Source organism: Serratia proteamaculans (assembly GCF_946227095.1).
Classification (GTDB): Bacteria; Pseudomonadota; Gammaproteobacteria; order Enterobacterales; family Enterobacteriaceae; genus Serratia; species Serratia proteamaculans_E.
Map to the genome: position 1 here is coordinate 325,264 of NZ_CAMISV010000003.1, position 14,455 is coordinate 339,718.

Below are 14,455 nucleotides of genomic sequence, written 5' to 3' on the forward strand. Positions count from 1 at the left end.
GACGCATTTATGCCTACGACTTTGTCAGTGGCCCAATGCCTTATTTAATTGCACCCTGATATTTTTTAAAAAATATTCATTCGTTACCTTTGCGAAGAGCTGCCTATGCCCCTAATGTTGAGTGTCATTGTCCCGTTGCACAACGTGGGTGAATTGTTTGAGCCGTTTCTGGCCTCGTTGCTGGCGCAAGATGAGCAGCGGCTGGAGGTGATCATTGTTAATGATGGTTCTACCGACGGCTCTGGTGATATCGCCCACCGTTATGCCCGGCAACACCCACATATTACCGTGATTGACCAGCTTAATGCCGGCGTGTCCTGTGCGCGTAATGCCGGGTTGGCCGTCGCCAGGGGGAAATACGTGGCGTTCCCCGATGCCGATGATTTACTGGCGCCTGAAATGTATTCAACGTTGGTGGAATTGGCCGAAAAAAATCAATTGGATGTTATGCAGTGTAACGGTGAGCGCTATTTCACCGACGAAGATGAACTGCAACCGATTATTCCGCTGAAACGATTGGGCGACACCGGTGTTATTAGCGGCGCTCAATGGCTGGAACGTGCACTAAAATCAAGAAAGTTTATTCATGTGGTCTGGTTGGCGGTTTATCGTCTTGATTTTATTAAGCAGCACCGGTTGTATTTCGAACCGGGCTTACATCATCAGGATATTCCCTGGACGACCGAGGTGATGTTTAATGCGCAGCGGGTGAAATACCTCAGCAAAGCGCTGTATCGCCAGCGGGTGCACGATCAATCGATCAGTAATCGCCGCCGTACGGGTAAGGCAAACGTAGAGTATCAGCGCCACTATATGAAAATCGTGGCCATGCTGGTGGCGCTTAACCGGCGCTATGCCGACAAAATCGATATTCGCCCGGCTTTCCACTGGCAGATCACCCGCGAGGCATTGGGTATTTGCCACAGCATTCGCCGTGAACCTGAACTGGCGGCGCAGTGCCAGATCACCGATGAGTTCTATCAGAATGGTATCGATCGGGCGATGGTTGACAACGCACGTGGGCTCAAACAGAGTTGGCACGTCATTCTCTGGCTGCACCGCCTGAAGCAGTGGCGGCATGGCGATCCTCGTTCACTGCAGGCTACTGAATAACAGGCGTAGGGTTCTGCCGGTGAAAGGCGTATACTCAGCGTCCATTTTGCCGGAGAGAAACACATGCTTGCAGGTATGCCGTCACTGAGCCATCTAGAGCAGCAGGAAGCTGCGGACCGTATTCATCTGTTGATGGAACAAGGCATGAGCAGTGGTGAAGCCATCGCGCGTGTCGCGCAGGAAATCCGCGAAAAACATCAGGGTGACCAGGTTAGCGTCATGTTTGATGACGAAGACGACGAAGAAGAGTATCAGGAACGGCCGGACGACCAGGCTGACGATGACTCGGAAGAAGACGAAAACTATTGATGTTGCAGGGGCCGGCAAGCCGGCCCCAAAGCGTTAGCCTTCAATGACCACCGCAGCCGCGGCCAATTTGGCCGACTCCACCGCCAGCTCTACATTTTCAGCCGTAGCCAGCGCGACCCCCATCCGACGTTGACCGTCAATTTCCGGCTTGCCGAACAAACGCAGTTGATTGTGGCCGACCAGCGCGCGACCCAGACCGCTGAAACGCAGGTCACTGCTGGTCAGCTGTGGCAGGATCACCGCAGAGGCTGAAGGGCCGAACTGGCGAATGGCACCAATCGGCAGACCGAGGAAAGCACGCACGTGCAGCGCGAACTCTGACAGGTCTTGTGAAATCAGAGTCACCATGCCGGTATCATGTGGACGCGGTGAAACTTCGCTGAAGATCACCTCATCGCCACAGACAAACAACTCAACGCCGAACAGACCCAATCCCCCTAGCGCCTTCACTACGTTTTCTGCGATCGCCTGCGCCCGGCTCAGCGCCAGTTCGCTCATCTGCTGTGGTTGCCATGACTCGCGGTAATCGCCGTCTTCCTGACGATGGCCGATCGGTGCGCAGAAATGCACGCCGTCGACTGCGCTGATGGTCAGTAGGGTGATTTCAAAATCGAACTTCACCAGGCCTTCGACAATCACCCGACCGCCGCCGGCGCGACCCCCCTGCTGAGCATAATCCCAGGCGGTTTGCAGCTGTCCCGGGCTGCGGATCAGGCTTTGACCTTTGCCGGAGGAGCTCATCACCGGTTTGATAATGCACGGGTAGCCGATTTCGTCGACCGCCTGTCGGAAAGCGGGTTCGCCGTCGGCAAAGCGATAGCTGGAGGTGGGCAAACCGAGGGTTTCTGCCGCCAGGCGGCGAATGCCTTCGCGGTTCATGGTCAGACGCGTTGCCTCGGCACAGGGCACCACATGATGTCCTTGCTGCTCCAACTCAACCAGCATGCTGGTGGCGATAGCCTCGATTTCCGGCACGATGTAATCAGGGCGCTCCTGCTCAATCACGGCTTTCAGCGCGTTGCCGTCCAGCATGTTAATCACGTGGCTGCGATGTGCCACGTGCATGGCGGGGGCGTCGGCGTAGCGATCGACGGCAATCACTTCGAGTCCCAAACGTTGGCATTCGATAGCAACTTCTTTACCCAGCTCGCCGGAGCCGAGCAACATAACGCGGGTGGCGGACGGGCGCAGGGCGGTTCCAATAGTTAACATAGTCTGGTACCTGGATCTGTGGCGTGTAACGCGGTCTGATAATGGGCCAGTAGTATATACGAAAACGTTTGCGTGTGAAGTCGAAGGCCATCTGCCGACCGTTATGGCGGCCAAAAACCGCCTCAGGTGGCTTTTTTTATGCGTGAAATCCGTAATCCAGCCTATCTCTGTTATTATCTGCGGCTGATTCGGTGCTGCCGTGGGCGCGCCGCCATTCCATTTGCCATATAAGAGTTATCGCCGTGAGCACAGTATCTTTTTCTTCCCTGCCGCTGCCAGCCGAACAGTTGGCCAACCTCAACGAACTGGGGTATGCCGAAATGACACCGGTGCAGGCCGCCGCGCTGCCCGCCATCCTGAATGGGCAAGACGTACGTGCCAAAGCAAAAACCGGCAGCGGTAAAACGGCGGCGTTCGGTATCGGTTTGCTGGACAAAATTAACGTCGCCCAGGTAGCTGCGCAGGCGTTGATCCTGTGCCCGACGCGTGAGTTGGCTGACCAGGTGAGCAAAGAACTGCGCCGTCTGGCACGCTTCACCCAGAACATCAAAATTTTAACCCTGTGCGGTGGCCAGCCGATGGGGCCACAGCTCGATTCGCTGGTGCATGCCCCCCATATCGTGGTGGGGACGCCGGGGCGCATTCAGGAACACCTGCGCAAGAAAACGCTGGTATTGGATGAACTGAAAGTGCTGGTGTTGGATGAAGCCGACCGTATGTTGGACATGGGGTTCGCCGATGACATCGATGACGTGATCAGCTATACGCCACCACAGCGCCAAACGCTGCTGTTCTCGGCGACCTATCCGAGCGGCATTGAACGCATCAGCGCCCGCGTGCAGCGCAGCCCGTTAAATGTGGAAGTGGACGACGGTGAAGAACAAACTACCATCGAACAACGCTTCTATGAAACCACCCGCGATCAGCGTCCTGCGGTGCTGGTGTCGGCAATCCGCCATTACCAACCTTCTTCCTGCGTGGTGTTCTGTAACACCAAGCGTGATTGTCAGAGCGTGTATGAAGCGCTGGAAGCTCGCGGCATTAACGTGCTGGCGCTGCATGGCGATCTGGAACAGCGCGATCGTGACCAGGTGCTGGTGCGCTTTGCCAACCGCAGTTGCCGGGTGCTGGTGGCGACCGACGTCGCTGCGCGCGGTCTGGATATCAAAGAGCTGGAGCTGGTAGTCAACTACGAGCTGGCATTTGATCCGGAAATCCACGTGCACCGTATCGGTCGTACCGGCCGCGCCGGTTTGAGCGGCAAGGCGATCAGCCTGTGTACACCACAGGAAATGACGCGTGCGCATGCAATTGAAGACTATTTGCAGATAAAGGTTAAGTGGGCACCGGTATCTGAGCTGAGCGGCGCGGGTAATACCACGCTGGAAGCCGAAATGGTCACTCTGTGCATCGACGGCGGGCGTAAGGCTAAAATCCGTCCTGGTGATATTCTCGGCGCATTGACTGGCGACGCTGGCCTGACGGCGGCAGAAGTCGGCAAGATCGACATGTTCCCGGTGCATGCCTATGTGGCGATCCGCAAGGAAAGCGCGCGCAAGGCACTGCAACAGCTTCAGCAGGGCAAAATCAAGGGTAAGAACTGCAAGGTGCGGTTGTTGAAATAAGTCGCGTCAGGGGTGCGCTTGCATCCCTGCGTAATATCACCTTATACTGTATAAAAATACAGTATTCTAACCTTTGAGGAATGCACACATGGCAGTTGAAGTTAAATATGTGGTGGTGAGAAACGGTGAGGAAAAGATGACTTTCGCAACCAAGAAAGAAGCCGACGCTTACGACAAAATGCTGGATCTGGCGGATAGCCTCGGTGAATGGCTGCAGCAGTCACCTCTGACCCTGGATGATGAGCAGCGTGAAGGGCTGAGCTTCTTCCTGGCGGAGAATAAAGACGTGCTGGGGCAAATTCTGCGCGGCGCTGCGCCGGCAGAAGCACCGAAGAAACCCGCCAAAGTGAAAACGGAAAAACCTGTCGCTACCACTAAAGAGGGATCTGCGTCAGAAAAGCAGGCAGCATAATGACTTATGTTGCGGCAATGTGATGAAAAAGGATCTAGAATGAGCCGTGAAATAACTTTCTTCAGCCGCTTTGAGCAAGATATTTTGGCCGGGCGCAAAACCATTACCATTCGGGATGCCAGTGAATCCCACTTTCAACCCGGTGAGGTTTTACGCGTTAGCCGCAATGAAGACGACGTATTTTTCTGCCAGATTGAAGTGCTGTCAGTCACACCGGTGCGCCTGGAGGCGTTAACCGAACTGCATGCCCGGCAGGAGAACATGTCGCTCAGCGAACTGAAGCAGGTGATCAAGGAAATCTATCCGGGGCTGGATGAGCTGTTTGTCATCACCTTCGCCAAACGCTGATCTGTCGCTAGGCCAGTTGTGAGCCAAGGGCCAATGCCTGCGGATAGCGTTAATCACAACTGGAGGGAATATGAAAACAACGGGACTGAGTTTGGCCGTAGCGCTGTTGGCTTTGGCGGGTTTGACTACCACGGTGCAGGCGCAGGAGCAACGTAGCGCCAAAGTGGCGCAATGCCAGGGGTTGCAACCGGCTGATGTTGCCGCTCAGGTGAAACGCGATTTTCTGCAAAACCGTATCACGCGGTGGGAATCAGATAAAAAGCTGCTTGGCACGGCTACCCCGATAGCCTGGATTAGCCCGGAAGCCATTACCGGTAAGGACGCCGTCTGGCAGGTTCCCTTGACGGTTCGCGGTACCAAACAGGATAAAACCTATAATGTGATCCTGGACTGTAACGCCGGTAAGATTACCTACAGCGAGCCACAGTAATCACATAAGTTTCAGGCGGTGCTGCGCATAGCTTACCCAACTGAAAATACTCAGCCCGCCTTATCAGCGGGCTTTTTGTTGCAAACGGCTGGCCTTAGTCGGTGAACGGGATCACTAATTCGCCAGGTTTCACTTCCAGTCCTTTCGCCAGTTTCTTTGCCATCGCCTCGGTTTTGCTGTTATCCGGATTCAGCACGTAGGCCGGTTTTTGGTCGAAGTAGGATTTTAACGACTGATTCAGGTAAGGCGTCAGCGCTTTCATCACCGTCTGCATCTTCTCCGGCTGCACGCTATAGTCGGTCAACTCCATGTCCTTCAGGAATACCGCGCCTTGCTCACGGTCATAGACCGGCTGTGCCTTCAGGGTCAGCTTCAGATCCGCAGTCTGTGGGCCGAGGATCGAGGTGATATTCACTTTTGCATCGCCGGAAAGGGTGACCTTGCCCGGTTCACTACGGCCAATTTGGCTCTGCAACTGTGTCAGTACGATATTGGCGTCCAGCAATCCCGGCACGCCAATCTGCTTCTGGTAATCGTTATGCTTTTGCAGGTAGTCGTTGACCTCCTGCTCGCTGAGTGTGTACTGGGTCAGTTGGTTACAACCGACCAATGCGCCAACAAATGCCAGGGCTGCCACACCCATCAGAATCTTTTTCATTTTTGCCTCATAAATACTAACTGTGTAGCTAATTGATTTTTCATTATAAAGGGTAACCGGCGGCTAAATAAATCCGGATATCCGGCGGATAACACAGATAGTGCGCGTGAAACCCGCTATGACCTATCGGATAACGCTGAAACTGTTCAGCGCCGTAACCGCAGTGCCAGCAGCAATACGCCACCCAGACAGGCTAGCGCACCCAGTGCCGGAAACAGCGGAATGCCCCACAACCGTACCGAGGATTGCATCAGGTAGGGCGCCAGGCCCAGCGTGAAGGCGGCGGTGACAATGGCAATGGCCAGGGTGACGGCGGCCCGTTCCAGCGCTTTGCTTAACTGATCGAGGTTCTTGAGGTTGATATCGGCGCTGATTTGCCCGCGTTTAAGGCGGCGCATGAGCAGGCGGAGAGTTTGCGGAAGTTCTTCACCTGCGTCCAGCGCTTCACCGCCCAGCGCCAACATACGCCGACGCACCGCTTCAGGGGTGTAACGCTGTAGCATGACCTGTTGCAGCATCGGTTTCAGGGTGGCGATGATATCGAAGTTGGGATCCAGCCGGTGTAACACGCCATCTGCGGTGATTAACGCCTTGAACAGCAAGACCAGATCCGGCGGCAGCGCTAACTGATGTTCACGTGCCATCACCAGAAGATCGGTCAGTGCCTTGCCCAGGGTTAAGGTGGCGGAGGCCTGCTTGTCGAGAAAGTTTTGTGCCGCCAATTCCAGATCCAGCAGATCCAAAGGATCGCTGTCCGACCAGGCGATCAGGGTATTGACGATGCCGCCGGATTCCCGTTCAGCGATAGACTGCAACAACAGCAGCAACTGATTGCGTCGCCGCTCGGAGAGCTGGCCCACCATGCCGAAATCGATAAAGCCGACGCGATTATCTGACAAGGCCATCACGTTACCTGGGTGTGGGTCGGCGTGATAAAGACGGTGTTCCAGTACCATTTTCATAAAGGCCTGGGCGCCGCGCTGGGCGAGAAGCGGGCCATCAAAGCCAGCGGTGGCCAATTGCTGTGGGTTTTCCGGCGCGATGCCGGGCAGATATTCCTGCACCAGCAGACGTTTTGACGACCATTGCCAATAGATTTTCGGGATCACTACGTCGGGCTGTTGAGCAAATTGCTGGGCTACCCGTTCACAGTTATTGCCTTCGTGGGTCAGGTCCAGCTCGTGATTAAGCGCAGTCGCCAGCGCTCGCACCATCTGCCGTGGCCGATAGCGGGCCAGTGCTGGACTTTGCTGCTCCACGGTTTCTGCCAGATAGGCCAGCAGGCGCAAATCGGCGTGAATGGTTTTCGCCAGGCCGGGGCGTAATACTTTGATCACCACCGCCTCACCGCTGTGCAGTCGGGCACGGTAAATCTGAGCCATCGATGCGGCGGCCAGGGGTGTTTCATCAAACTCGGCAAACAGGCTGTGTGGTGAGGCACCTAAATCTGCGGTGATCTGCGGTGCCAATTCGCTCCAGGACAAGGTAGACGCCTGGCTGTGCAGGCGGTCCAGTTCGTCGGTCCAGCTGGGGTCTAGCAGGTCGGAGCGGGTCGCCAGGATCTGGCCGAATTTGACAAAGGTCGGCCCCAGCGCTTCCAGCGCAGCGCGCAGGCGTTGCGGTAAGGTTTGGCTATCTTGCGACTCACTGCCGCCTTCACCGCCGCTTAGCAGGGTACCCAGGCCCAGCAGGCGGATCACATCCTGCAATCCGTAGCGGATTAGCACTGCGGAGATTTCTTTCAGCCGCGCCCGATCGCGGGCGGTGACCAGCACCATTTTCAACATTTGCGCGCTATATCCTTATTGCGAGGAGATCACTGTTCCATATCGAACAGCAGCGGAATATCACTGCGCTGCGCCATACGGTTACGATAGGCTTCAACGTTATCCGGCAGCGTCAGCCCGGCGACGATCGACAGTGAACGCAGCAGGGGGAACAGGTGAATATCGTCCTCCGACAGGTTGCCATTGACGGCTTCAGGGGAAACCATCAGCCCGGAAAGCGTTTGAAGATCGGTCTCCAGTTGGGCAATCAGATCGGCGCTGTCGGCCAGGTGCGCGGAAAAGTCACCGATCGAAGCTTGTTTCTTGTCGGTAAAATACTGGCGAGCGCTGTCGGTGGCGAACTCCTCGAAGTCGGCGTTGGCGAAGCGCGGCAGCAGCAAGTTGAGGCTGTAGCTCCCGACCCGATGCAGCCAGTCGGCTATTGCCGGGTTGGTTTTACCGGTCAGCAGCGGTTTGCCGTCGAGGTTATCGATGTAATGCACGATATCCATGCTTTCCGGCAGGTAGCTGCCGTCGTCTTTTTGCAAGATAGGCGCCATTTTCTTGCCAATCATGCTGACCGGCGTTGCCTCATCATCGCTGAGCAGGGTGACCAGGCGGACGGGCAGGTTTTTCAGGCCAAAAATCATGCGGGCTTTAACGCAGAATGGGCAATGATCGTAGATAAACAGTTTCATGCTTGCTCCGGTTGTCAGGTTTTAACAGCAATAGTTATCACAGCATACTGAGGCTGTCGCGAAGAGTTCTTGCTGGAAGGTGCGTTATCGTTGTATTACCCGCGCATCTGCGCGGGACAAAGCAGAGGTTATTTTTTGGTTGGTACGGAATTGATCACTTCTATCAGGTGCATACGCGCCTCTTCCAGATCGATTTTATCCCGCTCGTTGGTGGCGTTAACGATCTGCAACTGTTTGATGATGTCACTCTTCAGGTCGGCATTCCCAGCGATGATATGGGCCAGCGCTTTTTCTACCAACGTTGAGCGTGCGTAGAGCATCCGCAGGTTCAGTACCATGTGTTCCAGCAGCTGCGGTAATTTTGATTCATCAGTCATCGCCAACTTCTCCTGTTTATGTTTTTACTATCAGGATAGCAGCTATGGGAAATTCGGCTGATTTTCTGGCAACTTAGAGAAAAACCTTAACCCCCGGGAGCAATTGCCGGTGCGCTACTGCGCGGATTGAACTGCCAATAAAGTGCGAACAGGGTAATAAAGCCCACGATACCGAGCAGGATCCACGGCAGTTCCGGCATGTTCATCGCATGGCCGGTGTCGTACATCCAGCCGCCGCCGGTATAACCCAGCGCGCCGCCCAATGCCAGGCCCAGGCGGCTGAATCCCATATAACTGCCGCGCGCGCGCGGATCGGCCAGGGAGGCGCTGAGGGTTTCACGGGCCGGTTCGGCGATGATCGAGCCGAGATAGAAACAGCAAATCAGGGTGAAGACGCTCTGCAGGCTGGTCGCCAGCCCAACCGGCATCAGGCTAAGGGTCATCAGCAGCAGGCCCGCCATTAACCGCTGTTCCAGTCGGAAACGTTTTTCACTCCAGCGTGCCAACGGGTAGAGCAATGACAGCGACAGCGCGGCCTCAATGGCATACATCCACTTTACTGCCGCGGGTGAACCGGCGATTTCATTAACCACGATCGGCAGCATCAGCATCACCTGCACCGACAGCATGTAGTAGCCGGTCAGGGTCAATACATAGGTCAGGAAACGCCGATCGTGCAAGACGCGCATCATGCCTTCTTTCATTGGGGTGCGAACGGTAGAAATACGGTAGGCCGGCAGCAGCCAGGCGTTCCAGCCCGCCGCCAGCACGAAAATACCCGCACCGACCCAACAGACAAAGTGGAAATCATATTGCAGCAGCCAACTGCCGATCAGAGCGCCAATCACCGCGCCGGCGCTGTCCTGCATCATCAACAGAGAATAGAAACGGCCGCGCTCATGTGGACGGGTAAGCTTAATCACCAGGGCGGTGCGAGGTGGATCAAACAGCGTGCCGCCGAGAGCAGAAAGGGCACAGGAGAACCACAGTAGCCAGGGCTGATCGGCCATGGCCATGGTGGCGAAACCAGCCGCACGCATCAGCATACCGGTGACAATCATCGGTTTAGCGCCGAACCGGTCGGCTATCGCCCCGCCGAAGATGCCCAATCCTTGCTGGATCAATTGCCGCAAACCCAGTGCGGCACCGACCACCACCGCCGCCCAGCCAAGCTGATCGACAAAGCGAATCGAAATAAGCGGAAAGACCACAAAAAAGCCTAAAACCACTAACAGGTTATCGAGTAATAAAAAATATTTACCCAAGCTCCGAGCTTGCGATACCAGAGACATGCTTCACCACGAGCAATTAAAGGGGGGAGGAGTGCGACTGGTCTAGTTTGTACCCAATCCGGGGTTGCCGATAGGGGCAAGGTAGATAATATTTTTTTATCGTCAATATGTTGGCTGAACAGCAAAACAGCACGAAAATAGCCGTAAAATGACTAATCGCTTATTTACTGAGCGGCCGGAGTTTTACCTGTGGGGCAGGCTGCGGTTATATTAAATGAGGGTAAGTGCGGTTCTGCGCCGGTGTTTGAGAAATAATGGCCCAGGATAGGTTCGTCGCAGGATGAATATCCGGACGTGCGCCCAATAAATACTTCTTATCGAACCGTTCTGACCGCGGGGGAAATGATGTTTGGCTATCGCTCTGCATCACCAAAAGTACGCCTCACCACCGACCGACTGGTTGTCCGTTTAGTCCATGAACGCGATGCCTATCGGCTGGCCGAATACTATGCCGAAAACCGCGCCTTCCTCAAGCCCTGGGAGCCGGTACGGGATGAAAGCCATTGTTATCCTTCCGGCTGGCAGGCGCGGCTGGGGATGATCACCGAAATGCAAAAGCAGGGCAGCGCCTATTACTTTATCCTGCTCGATCCGGAAGAACATGAAGTGCAGGGCGTGGCCAACTTCAGCAACGTGCTGCGCGGTTCGTTCCATGCCTGTTTCCTCGGCTATTCGCTGGCCGAAAAATGGCAGGGGCAAGGGTTGATGTATGAAGCCTTGCAGTCCGCTATCCGTTATATGGTGCGTCAGCAGCGAATGCACCGCATTATGGCCAACTATATGCCGCACAATCAGCGCAGCGGCGCATTGCTGACCCGCCTGGGATTTGAACGTGAAGGTTATGCCAAGGACTATCTGCTGATCGACGGGCAGTGGCAGGATCACGTACTGACGGCATTAACAAATAAAGAATGGCTACCGCCACGCTAAGGCCAAATAATGAAATATGAATTAAGCGCTAAAGAAGCCAGGGTGATTGGCTGCCTGCTGGAAAAACAGGTCACGACTCCGGACCAGTACCCCCTTTCCCTCAATGGTATTCAGCTTGCCTGCAACCAGAAAACCAACCGCGAGCCGGTGATGGAGCTGACGGAAAGCGAAGTTCAGCAGATCCTCGACCTGCTGCTGAAGAAGCATTTTCTACGCACCTTGAGCGGCTTCGGCAATCGGGTGGTCAAGTATGAGCACCGGTTCTGCAATTCGGAGTTTGGCCAGCTAAAGCTGTCTGCTGCCGAGTTGGCTGTGATTGCCACCTTGCTGCTGCGTGGCGCGCAAACGCCCGGTGAACTGCGTACCCGCACCAATCGCATGCATGAGTTTAATGATGTCACCGAGGTAGAGCAGGTGCTGGCGAATCTGAGTGCTCGAGAGGATGGGCCCTTTGTGGTGCGGCTGGCGCGGGAGCCAGGCAAGCGCGAAAGCCGATTTATGCATTTGTTCAGTGGCCAAATTGACGAGGCACCGGCAGAAGCACTGCCAGCCAATGACGCCGAATTGAACGATCGAGTGAGCGCACTGGAAAACGAAGTGGCACAGCTCAAGCAACAACTGCAGGCGCTATTGGCTCGGGGGACGGATGAGTAAATTACGCATTGGCGTGGTTGGCCTGGGTGGCATTGCGCAAAAAGCCTATTTACCGATCCTCAGCCAGGCGGCGGACTGGACGCTGGTCGGCGGCTTTTCGCCTAATCAGCAAAAGGCACAGCCGGTTTGCGACAGCTATCGCATGGCCTGTTTTTCACGGCTGGACAGCCTGGCACAGCAGTGCGATGCGGTATTTGTGCACAGCAGCACCGCCAGCCATTTTCAGGTGATCGAGGAGTTGCTACGCCTGGGTGTCCACGTTTATGTCGACAAGCCACTGGCGGAGACGGTAGAGCAGGGCGAACAGTTGATCGCGCTGGCGGAAAAACAGGGAAAAACGCTGATGGTGGGGTTTAACCGTCGTTTTGCGCCACTGTATCGTCAGTTAAAGCAACGGATTCAGCAACCGGCGTCGATTCGCATGGACAAACATCGCGCCGACAGCGTCGGGCCAAACGGCCTGCGTTTTACCCTGTTGGACGATTATCTGCACGTGGTGGATACCGCGCTGTGGCTGGGTGGCGACGCGGGGACATTGCTCAGTGGTAGCCTGCGAGCTACGGATGCCGGTGAGTTGATCTATGCCGAGCATCATTTTGCGTGCGGTGAAACGCTGGTCACCACCAGTATGCATCGCCGGGCCGGCAGTCAGCGTGAAAGCGTGCAGGCAGTAACCGAGGGGGCGGTCTATCAGTTGAACGATATGCGTCAGTGGTTGCGGGAAGATTCGCAAGGCGTACTGGAGCAACCGGCGCCAGGCTGGCAAACCACGTTGACACAGCGCGGTTTTGACGGCGCGATCCGCCATTTCATCGCCGCTGTCAGCAATCAGACGGTGCCGGAAACCGCCGGAGAGCAGGCAATTTCCGCTCAAAGGGTGATCGAAAAGCTGCTGCGTGATGCCGGTTTATAAGGTAACCCCATGTAACATATGGCAGTAGCTATTCTGCCGAGGACGGGTAAACTTAGCCGATAGTTTTACTGACGCCTGCTGATGCAGGCGTCGACATTTACAGGGCATATCAGAAAAACCACATGAACCTACTAAAATCATTGGCCGCCGTCAGCTCTATGACGATGTTTTCGCGGGTGCTGGGCTTTGCCCGTGACGCGATCGTGGCGCGGGTATTTGGCGCCGGTATGGCAACAGATGCCTTCTTCGTGGCGTTCAAGCTGCCCAATCTGCTGCGGCGTATTTTTGCCGAGGGGGCATTCTCGCAGGCATTTGTGCCGATCCTGGCTGAATATAAAAGCCAGCAGGGCGAAGAGGCGACGCGGACTTTCATCTCCTACGTCTCCGGTCTGCTGACGCTGATATTGGCGCTGGTGACGGTGTTGGGCATGTTGGCCGCCCCCTGGGTTATCTACATTACGGCTCCGGGTTTTGTTGATTCACCGGACAAGTTTGCTCTGACGTCGTCACTGCTGCGTGTCACCTTCCCCTATATTTTGCTGATTTCACTGGCCTCGCTGGTCGGCTCGATCCTCAATACCTGGAACCGTTTTTCGATCCCGGCGTTTGCGCCGACGTTGTTGAACGTCAGCATGATCGGTTTTGCGCTGTTTGCCGCCCCTTACTTCAATCCACCGGTGATGGCGCTGGCCTGGGCGGTGGTGGTTGGTGGGGTACTGCAGCTGGGTTACCAGCTTCCACACCTGAAGAAGATCGGCATGCTGGTGCTGCCGCGAGTCAAGCTTGGCGATGCCGGCGTATGGCGCGTGATGCGTCAGATGGGACCGGCAATTTTTGGCGTTTCGGTTAGCCAGATTTCACTGATTATCAATACCATTTTCGCCTCGTTCCTGGTCTCAGGTTCGGTTTCCTGGATGTATTATGCCGACCGTCTGATGGAGTTTCCTTCCGGCGTGTTGGGCGTGGCGTTGGGCACTATTCTGTTGCCTTCGTTGGCGAAAAGTTTCTCCAGTGGTAACCACGACGAGTATTCACGCCTGATGGATTGGGGTCTGCGCCTGTGCTTCTTGCTGGCGCTGCCGAGTGCGATTGCCCTGGGTATTTTGGCCAAGCCGTTAACCGTTTCACTGTTCCAATACGGTAAATTCAGCGCCTTTGATGCCGCCATGACTCAGCGAGCGCTGGTGGCCTATTCGGTCGGGCTGATGGGGTTGATCGTGGTCAAGGTGCTGGCGCCAGGGTTCTATTCGCGCCAGGACATCAAAACGCCGGTTAAAATTGCCATTATCACGTTGATTTTGACCCAGGTGATGAACCTGATGTTTATCGGGCCGTTGAAACATGCCGGGCTTTCGCTGTCGATCGGTCTCGGGGCCTGTATTAACGCCTCACTGCTTTACTGGCAGTTGCGTAAGCAGAAGATTTTCCACCCGCAGCCGGGTTGGGCGATGTTCCTGACCAAGCTGGTGATCGCGGTGATCGTGATGTCGGTGGTGCTGGTCGGTATAATGTGGCTGATGCCGGCCTGGGATCAGGGCAACATGCTGGAGCGTTTGCTGCGTCTGGCACTGGTGGTGGTTAGCGGCGTGGTGGCTTATTTTGGCGTGTTGGGCGGGTTGGGCTTCCGACCACGCGACTTTGCCCGTCGGGTGGCGTAAGCGGGTATTGCTGTCGCCAAAGCAGTAAAAAGGGTCGCCGTGGCGACCCTTTTTCGTATT

At 55.6% G+C, this 14,455-nt stretch carries 16 protein-coding genes; 10 read left to right on the forward strand and 6 right to left on the reverse strand.

Annotation, left to right across the window (positions count from 1 at the left end):
• The first annotated feature begins 105 nt into the window (after window positions 1–105).
• Both OC597_RS08115 and OC597_RS08120 read left to right on the forward strand, forming a co-directional pair.
• Window positions 106–1,113, forward strand: a complete 1,008-nt coding sequence (locus tag OC597_RS08115; protein WP_261256492.1) for a glycosyltransferase — start codon at window positions 106–108, stop codon at window positions 1,111–1,113.
• Between the two features lie 63 nt (window positions 1,114–1,176).
• Window positions 1,177–1,422, forward strand: coding sequence for a YoaH family protein (locus OC597_RS08120; RefSeq protein ID WP_085117181.1), 246 nt, complete (start codon window positions 1,177–1,179; stop codon window positions 1,420–1,422).
• A 33-nt stretch (window positions 1,423–1,455) separates the two neighbouring features.
• Here the strand turns inward: OC597_RS08120 and purT are convergent, their stop codons facing one another.
• Window positions 1,456–2,634, reverse strand: coding sequence for a formate-dependent phosphoribosylglycinamide formyltransferase (gene purT / locus OC597_RS08125; RefSeq protein WP_262208320.1), 1,179 nt, complete (start codon window positions 2,632–2,634; stop codon window positions 1,456–1,458).
• A 242-nt stretch (window positions 2,635–2,876) separates the two neighbouring features.
• Here purT and dbpA point away from each other — a divergent pair, with 242 nt between their 5' ends.
• From dbpA to yebF, 4 genes are all read left to right on the forward strand, one after another.
• Window positions 2,877–4,259, forward strand: coding sequence for an ATP-dependent RNA helicase DbpA (gene dbpA / locus OC597_RS08130; RefSeq protein ID WP_262208322.1), 1,383 nt, complete (start codon window positions 2,877–2,879; stop codon window positions 4,257–4,259).
• A gap of 88 nt (window positions 4,260–4,347) precedes the next feature.
• Entirely contained in the window at window positions 4,348–4,671 is a 324-nt protein-coding gene (locus OC597_RS08135) for a YebG family protein (RefSeq protein ID WP_099064290.1), read from the forward strand.
• Between the two features lie 39 nt (window positions 4,672–4,710).
• Entirely contained in the window at window positions 4,711–5,019 is a 309-nt protein-coding gene (yqfB, locus tag OC597_RS08140) for a N(4)-acetylcytidine aminohydrolase (protein WP_085117177.1), read from the forward strand.
• A 70-nt stretch (window positions 5,020–5,089) separates the two neighbouring features.
• Complete coding sequence (gene yebF / locus OC597_RS08145; protein ID WP_261256496.1) at window positions 5,090–5,449, forward strand: protein YebF; 360 nt, start codon at window positions 5,090–5,092, stop codon at window positions 5,447–5,449.
• A 94-nt stretch (window positions 5,450–5,543) separates the two neighbouring features.
• On the opposite strand, the gene OC597_RS08150 is transcribed toward yebF, so the two are convergent.
• The 5 genes from OC597_RS08150 to mdtH all read right to left on the reverse strand — a co-directional run bounded on the left by OC597_RS08150 (window position 5,544) and on the right by mdtH (window position 10,240).
• Window positions 5,544–6,107: a lipoprotein gene (locus tag OC597_RS08150; protein WP_012145524.1), complete on the reverse strand. Its 564-nt coding sequence runs from the start codon at window positions 6,105–6,107 to the stop codon at window positions 5,544–5,546.
• Between the two features lie 146 nt (window positions 6,108–6,253).
• Window positions 6,254–7,894: an ABC1 kinase family protein gene (locus OC597_RS08155; protein WP_261284812.1), complete on the reverse strand. Its 1,641-nt coding sequence runs from the start codon at window positions 7,892–7,894 to the stop codon at window positions 6,254–6,256.
• A 29-nt stretch (window positions 7,895–7,923) separates the two neighbouring features.
• Window positions 7,924–8,571, reverse strand: coding sequence for a glutaredoxin 2 (grxB, locus tag OC597_RS08160; RefSeq protein ID WP_261256499.1), 648 nt, complete (start codon window positions 8,569–8,571; stop codon window positions 7,924–7,926).
• 128 nt (window positions 8,572–8,699) lie between these two features.
• Window positions 8,700–8,948: a hypothetical protein gene (locus OC597_RS08165; RefSeq protein ID WP_085117173.1), complete on the reverse strand. Its 249-nt coding sequence runs from the start codon at window positions 8,946–8,948 to the stop codon at window positions 8,700–8,702.
• 86 nt (window positions 8,949–9,034) lie between these two features.
• A complete protein-coding gene (gene mdtH / locus OC597_RS08170; RefSeq protein WP_262208325.1) occupies window positions 9,035–10,240 on the reverse strand; it encodes a multidrug efflux MFS transporter MdtH in 1,206 nt (401 codons plus the stop codon).
• A gap of 345 nt (window positions 10,241–10,585) precedes the next feature.
• On the opposite strand from mdtH, the gene rimJ reads away from it, so the two are divergent.
• From rimJ to murJ, 4 genes are all read left to right on the forward strand, one after another.
• Complete coding sequence (gene rimJ / locus OC597_RS08175) at window positions 10,586–11,170, forward strand: ribosomal protein S5-alanine N-acetyltransferase (RefSeq protein ID WP_085117187.1); 585 nt, start codon at window positions 10,586–10,588, stop codon at window positions 11,168–11,170.
• 9 nt (window positions 11,171–11,179) lie between these two features.
• Window positions 11,180–11,824, forward strand: coding sequence for a YceH family protein (locus OC597_RS08180; protein WP_261256501.1), 645 nt, complete (start codon window positions 11,180–11,182; stop codon window positions 11,822–11,824).
• Window positions 11,817–12,737 carry a Gfo/Idh/MocA family protein gene (locus OC597_RS08185; RefSeq protein WP_261284811.1) on the forward strand — a complete coding sequence of 307 codons (921 nt, stop codon included), beginning with the start codon at window positions 11,817–11,819 and terminating at the stop codon, window positions 12,735–12,737. Before OC597_RS08180 ends, OC597_RS08185 begins: the two co-directional genes overlap by 8 nt.
• A 122-nt stretch (window positions 12,738–12,859) precedes the next feature.
• The gene (gene murJ, locus OC597_RS08190; protein ID WP_261256504.1) at window positions 12,860–14,395 is read left to right on the forward strand and encodes a murein biosynthesis integral membrane protein MurJ; all 1,536 of its coding nucleotides are present in this window, start codon (window positions 12,860–12,862) and stop codon (window positions 14,393–14,395) included.
• The last annotated feature ends 60 nt before the right edge of the window (window positions 14,396–14,455 follow it).